Origin of the sequence: Natronospirillum sp., assembly GCF_022565775.1 — a bacterium.
Classification (GTDB): Bacteria; Pseudomonadota; Gammaproteobacteria; order Pseudomonadales; family Natronospirillaceae; genus Natronospirillum.
In genome coordinates, this window is the sequence record NZ_JAIUMC010000130.1 from 1 (window position 1) to 6,441 (window position 6,441).

6 protein-coding genes are annotated in these 6,441 nt (G+C 57.3%); all 6 read left to right on the top strand.

The window, feature by feature from the left end; translation table 11 throughout:
* Positions 1-488 precede the first annotated feature (488 nt).
* Positions 489-719, top strand: coding sequence for an OadG family protein (locus LAT62_RS15460; RefSeq protein WP_293385972.1), 231 nt, complete (start codon positions 489-491; stop codon positions 717-719).
* Positions 720-753: 34 nt separating this feature from the next.
* Positions 754-2,568 carry a sodium-extruding oxaloacetate decarboxylase subunit alpha gene (oadA, locus tag LAT62_RS15465; protein WP_293385974.1) on the top strand — a complete coding sequence of 605 codons (1,815 nt, stop codon included), beginning with the start codon at positions 754-756 and terminating at the stop codon, positions 2,566-2,568.
* Between the two features lie 11 nt (positions 2,569-2,579).
* Complete coding sequence (locus LAT62_RS15470; protein ID WP_293385976.1) at positions 2,580-3,746, top strand: sodium ion-translocating decarboxylase subunit beta; 1,167 nt, start codon at positions 2,580-2,582, stop codon at positions 3,744-3,746.
* Between the two features lie 90 nt (positions 3,747-3,836).
* A complete protein-coding gene (locus tag LAT62_RS15475) occupies positions 3,837-5,063 on the top strand; it encodes a hypothetical protein (protein ID WP_293385978.1) in 1,227 nt (408 codons plus the stop codon).
* Positions 5,060-5,752 (top strand): OmpA family protein, encoded by a 693-nt coding sequence (locus LAT62_RS15480; protein WP_293385980.1) that lies wholly within the window; start codon positions 5,060-5,062, stop codon positions 5,750-5,752. The genes LAT62_RS15475 and LAT62_RS15480 overlap by 4 nt, the downstream gene beginning before the upstream one ends.
* 4 nt (positions 5,753-5,756) lie before the next feature.
* Entirely contained in the window at positions 5,757-6,269 is a 513-nt protein-coding gene (locus LAT62_RS15485) for a hypothetical protein (protein WP_293385982.1), read from the top strand.
* Positions 6,270-6,441: the final 172 nt, after the last annotated feature.

Here is a 6,441-nt window from a genome sequence, read left to right on the forward strand (position 1 = left end):
ACCTGGCTACGAACCAGGCGGTCGGAGGTTCGAATCCTCCCGGGCGCGCCATTTCTTCTGCTTTCCCTGCCGTTTTTCTTGCTGTCAAATGATTCAAACTGGCGGAAAGTGCCTACCTGAACGCGAAAGTTTCCTGATCCTTTCTCCTGTGCTCCTTTGGCGGCCCAAGATGTAGTTTTTTTTCAGTTGTGAATGGGCTTTCAAAGGTCTGTCTGCGTTCCCGAATCCCCTGTCAGGAACAAAAATAGCTTTAAATGTCGCCAAAAGTAGTTCTAAAAGTCTCTAAATTACATTAACGTGAAGAAAATTGATTTTTGTTACGGTTCTATTGCGAACTGGCCCCGGCTTGGGTAAAGTGTCCGCGGCCTTTACGGATCCGGCACCGGGTTACAATAGGGTCGGCCATGCCTCTCGAGATGAGGTGAGCCGTCCGCACTGCCGGAATACCTTCAGGGCCGCTGACAGTGTGCATCAAAAGGTTTCCACAGATGTCTGATTCGTTTCTCGAAGGGCTGCAACTGATGGCCCTGGGCATGGGTACGGTTTTCGGTTTTCTGGTGATACTGATATTCGGCACCATGGCCATGTCCACCCTCATATTGCGCTTCAGCCAGCCTGAAGCGCCCGCCACCGCTTCAGGGGGCCGCCGCCAGGGCGGGGCCCGGATGGAGCAGATCGCGGCGGTCGCGGCCGCAGCGCGAGCTGCCCACAATCGTTAAGCATTCCAAATTTAGCGCGTAGGAAAAGTCATTCATGAGTGACAAGAATCCAGTCAAAATCACCGATGTCGTCCTGCGGGATGCGCATCAATCGCTGTTCGCCACGCGACTGCGCCTCGATGACATGCTGCCCATAGCCGAGAAGCTGGACCAGGTGGGTTTCTGGTCGGTGGAATCATGGGGTGGCGCCACTTTTGATGCCTGTATCCGCTATCTGGGTGAAGACCCCTGGGTGCGCATCCGGGAGCTCAAGAAAGTCATGCCCAACACGCCGCAGCAGATGCTGCTGCGCGGCCAGAACCTGCTGGGCTATCGGCATTACGCGGATGACGTGGTGGACCGGTTTGTCGAGCGTGCGGCAGAGAATGGTGTGGATGTGTTCCGCGTATTTGACGCCATGAACGACCCGCGCAACCTGAAGCGGGCCATGGAAGCAGTGCGCAAGCAGGGCAAGCACGCTCAGGGCACCATTTCCTATACCACCTCTCCGGTGCATACAATGGAGAGCTGGGTCGAGCTGGCCAAACAGATTGCCGACATGGGCGCTGATTCGCTGGCGATCAAGGACATGTCCGGCATCCTGACCCCCTATGACAGCTTCGATCTGGTCACCAGGCTCAAGGAGGCGCTGGATATACCTATTCAGTTGCACTGTCATGCGACTGCAGGTCTGTCGTCCATGACCATCCTGAAGGCCATTGAAGCCGGTATCGATCATGTGGATACCGCCATTTCTTCAATGTCCATGACCTATGGCCATTCGCCAACCGAGTCGATAGTCGCCGCGCTCAAGGGCACTGACCGTGACCCGGGGCTGGATATTGAACTGCTGGAGGAGATCGCAGCCTACTTCCGCAAGGTACGCAAGAAGTATGTCGAGTTTGAAGGCGCGCTGCGTGGTGTGGATTCCCGTATTCTTATTGCTCAGGTACCCGGTGGCATGCTGACCAATATGGAAAGCCAGCTCAGGGAGCAGGGCGCCGGTGACAAGTTTGATGAAGTGCTCAATGAGATCCCGCGCGTGCGGGAAGATCTGGGCTTCATTCCATTGGTAACGCCGACATCGCAGATCGTGGGCACTCAGGCAGTACTGAACGTGTTGACCGGTGAGCGCTACAAGAGCATTTCCAAGGAAACCGCCGGTGTACTCAAGGGCGAATACGGTGCCGCGCCCGCGCCCTGCAACGAAGAATTGCAGCAGCGGGTGCTGGACGGCGCCGAGTTGATCACCTGCCGGCCTGCCGACCTGATTGAAGACGAGATGGACAAGCTGACCGAAGAATTGGAGTCCATCGCCAAGGAAGAGTCTTTCGACCTGGCCGATCACAAGGTCGACGACGTGCTGACCTATGCACTGTTCCCGCAGATTGGTCTCAAGTATCTCAAGAATCGCGATAACCCCGACTTCTTCGAGCCGGTTCCGGTAGCGCCTGATGAATCATCGGGCAAGGCGGTGGCCAGGGCTGGCAGTGGCACCTATACCGTGACCCTGGACGGCAAGCAGTATGTCGCGGAAGTCGACGGCGATGGGGCAGTCAAGGTGACGGTCAACGGCAAGACCTACGAGACCTCTGTGGCTGAAGGCGGCGACGCCGGTGCTGCAACCGAAAGCTCTGGTGGTGGTGCCGACGCCGGCGAAGGTGAGCCTGTTGCGGCACCGCTGACCGGTAATATTTTCAAGATTCTGGTCGGCGAGGGTGATTCGGTGGAAGAAGGCGACACCATCATAGTGCTTGAAGCCATGAAGATGGAAACCGAGGTGAAGGCACCCAAGGCCGGCACTGTGAGTCGTATCTGTGTCAAGGAGGGTGATTCCGTGAACAGCGGCGACACCCTGCTCGAGCTTTAAGGAGCCCCGGCATGGATAAACTGTATCTGCTACTGACCGAGTCCGGCTTGGCCAATCTGAGTCTGGGCGAGTTTGTCATGATTCTGGTCGGCCTGGGGTTGATCTATCTGGCCATCGCCAAGCGGTTCGAGCCGCTGTTGCTGCTGCCAATCGGTATCGGTGCCGTGCTGGTCAATATTCCCGGAGCCGGACTCTATGATGCGCCGGTGTATGGAGATGCGGGTGAGCTGTTATCGCCCGGTGGTCTGCTGTATTACATCTTCACGCTGGGCATCGATACGGGGATTTTCCCGCTGCTGATTTTCATGGGTGTGGGCGCCATGACCGATTTCGGTCCCATGCTGGCCAATCCCAAGACGCTGCTGCTCGGCGCGGCGGCTCAGTTCGGTATCTTTGCGACGCTGCTGGGTGCGCTGGGCCTCAACGAGACCGGATGGTTCAACTACTCACTCGAGCAGGCGGCAACCATCGGCATCATCGGCAGTGCCGACGGGCCTACGTCCATTTTCATCAGCAGCCAGTTGGCACCCGAGATTCTGGGTGCGGTGGCTGTGGCCGCCTATTCCTACATGGCTCTGGTGCCCATTATCCAGCCGCCCATCATGAAACTGCTCACCTCCAGCAAGGAGCGGCAGATCGAGATGAAGCAGCTGCGCCCGGTCAGCAAGCGTGAGCGCATCATGTTCCCGCTGATGCTGCTGGTTCTGGTTGCGATGTTCCTGCCCAGCGCGGCACCTCTGCTCGGCATGTTTTGTTTCGGTAACCTGATGCGCGAGAGCGGTGTGGTGGATCGACTCAGTGACACCACCCAAAACGCGTTGATCAATATCGTGACGATTTTCCTGGGGCTGGGTGTGGGCGCCAAGCTGAACTCTGGCGAATTCCTCAACCTGGAAACGCTGGGTATTTTCGTGCTGGGTATCATCGCTTTCGCCATTGGTACTGCCACGGGCGTACTGATGGCCAAGGGCATGAACATGGTCAGCAAGTCCAAGGTCAATCCGCTGATCGGCGCCGCTGGTGTGTCTGCTGTGCCCATGGCGGCCCGCGTGGTGAACAAGGTAGGGCTGCAGGCGAACAATCAGAACTTCCTGCTGATGCATGCCATGGGGCCCAATGTGGCGGGTGTCATCGGCTCAGCAATCGCTGCCGGTGTCATGCTCAGCTTCCTGGCGTAGAAGCGCGCAGCAAATACATGTAATCTGGGGCCCTGCGGGGCCCTTTCAGTTTCTGCCCGCCCAGTATTGTGTCAGGAGAGATCCGGAATCATGCCCATCTATTGGATTGCAGTCGGTTTTATTGCCGGTATCGGTTTGCTGACGCTGTACTTCCACCTGCTGCCGCGCTCTCAGTCGGTAGCGTCTCAGGCGCCCTCAATTCTGACCACCCTGGGTATCTTCGGTACCTTCGTGGGCGTGGCACTGGGGCTCTATGAGTTCGACAGTGAAGAGATTGAAGACAGCGTTCCCATGCTGCTGGACGGTCTCCGATTTGCCTTCTGGACTTCCATTGCCGGTCTCTGCGGTGCACTGACCATCAAGCTGCGTTATGCCTGGGTCGACATGCGGGCCAGCCGCGGTCGTGAAGGCGACAGTACCGTCGGCGCGTTGATAGCCGCCGTTGAGCGCCAGACAGACAATACCGAAGAACAACTGGGCAAGCTGGTAGAGCAGACAGTGCGCAACAGTGAGCAGCTCGCGCGTCACCAGGATGAGATGGTGGAAGCCAATACGCGGGCGCTTTCTGCCGCCATCAAGGAAATCATCAGCGATTTCAATGAGCGAATTGAGGTCCAATATGGCGACAACTTCCGCCAGCTCAATGAATCAGTAGGCCATATGCTGCAGTGGCAGAAGCAGCATGAAGACAACGTCAAAAAGGTGGTCAGCGAACTCGACCGCGCAGCACAGCAGATGATCGAAGCCACTGCCGCCTACGAGAAGCTGATGCAGCAGACCCAGTCGTTCTCCAGTGTGGCCGAGGGTATGGAGGCATTGCTGACCGGCCTCAACCAGCAGAGCGAGCAATTGGCCCAGTACCTGACGACCATGTCGACCATGGTGCAGGAAGCGCAGCAGGGGCTGCCGGATCTGGAACGGCGCATTGGCGTGCTGACCACAGGTCTGGCCACCGCCATCGAAGACCAGAACAATCGCATGGAGAAGGTCATCGACCAGACCGGTCGACAATGGCTGGAAAGCTCCAATCGACTGGCGACCGAACTCAATGAGGGAGTGACACAGGTACAGCAGCAATTGGTCAGCCAGGCCAGTCGCACCCTGACCCAGTCAGAACAGCAGCTGCAGCAACTGGACGAGACACTGCAGGCGCAGCTGACCCAGTCTCTGCAGACTTTTGGCTACCAGCTTACCGCCTTGTCGGAAAAATTTGTCAACGACTACACACCCCTGACCGAACGTTTGCAGGCGCTGATGAAGGCCGTTGAACAGTCGACGCCGGCACCGCGAGAGTCGCGGGGGAGCAAGCGGGGATGACACCGCTAGAGCAGGAAAATGAAGAGCACTGGTTGTCGGTCAGTGACCTGATGGCCGGTCTGATGATGGTTTTCCTGCTGATCGCCATTATTTTCATGATTCATGCCGAGCGCGAGCGACGCACGGTAACGGATGTTGCCTTGCTCTACGAGCGCCTTCGGCTCGAACTCTACAATGACCTGCTGAACGAATTCGAAGATGATCTGGAAGAGTGGGGCGCCGAGCTGGATGAAGACCTGACGTTTCGTTTCAGCCGCGAAGACCTGCTGTTTGACCGCGGGGAGACCGACCTGCAGCCTCAGTTTCAGAATATTCTCTCCGATTTTTTCCCCCGCTATGTACGCATTATCCATCAGCCTCAATATCGTGACGACATCAGCGAAGTGCGCATCGAGGGTCATACCTCGTCGGCCTGGGGTGAGCGCTCGGAAGATGAAGCCTATATTCTGAACATGGCACTGTCACAGGAGCGCACGCGGGAGGCCGCATCTTTTCTGCTGGACCTGTCGGAGCTCGACGATGTCAAACCTTGGGTCAAGGCCAACCTGACGGCCAATGGTCTGTCGTCATCTCGTCTGGTACTGACCGAAGAGGGTGAAGAAGACGAGGCCCGGTCGCGGCGTGTGGAATTCCGGGTGGTGACTGATGCCGACCAGCGGATTGAAGCCATATTGCAGACTGCCAGGTAACCTCATGGAATTGCCTGATTTCCTCGAATTTGAAGCCTTCAATACCCTGCGTGAACGCATGGGGACGGACCAGTTGGGTTATTTCGAGGTGTTCGACCCGACCCGCCATCTGACCGGCGAGGAGCGGGCGGAGTTGAGAACTTTGGGTGTCCGGGTTGTGCGCAGCCAGTTGCGGATGCTGGGCGACCATACGCTGTCCTTCAAGAACAGCCGTATCGGCGTGATCGCCGGCGACCATCTGCATGTCACCCGCTGCAAATCGATGGAATCTCTGGAAGAGGGTTTGGCGGTCAGTGGCGACGAAGCCTGGCAGGTTGCCAGTGAGGCTCAGGATCGGCCGGTGAGTGTGTGTGCCGATTGCCTGCATCAGCTGCGATTCGAAGGTCTGGACCTCGACAAGGAACGCAAACAGCACCACAACCGCAAGGTTATCGCGGCGTTCAGCCTCGGCCACTATTTCTCGCTCCACCCGGACTACCCCCTTTATGAGAAGACGCATGTACGCCATTCGTTCTGATTGCGTAAGCTATTGGAATAGAAGAAAAAATCAGGCAAACGTTTGACACGGTCCGAAAATGGATTACAATGCGCCTCACGTTTTCGGGGCAGGTGAGATGTCGCACCGAAATCGAGGTGGGTGTGTAGCTCAGCTGGGAGAGCATCGCCCTTACAAGGCGAGGGTCAGCGGT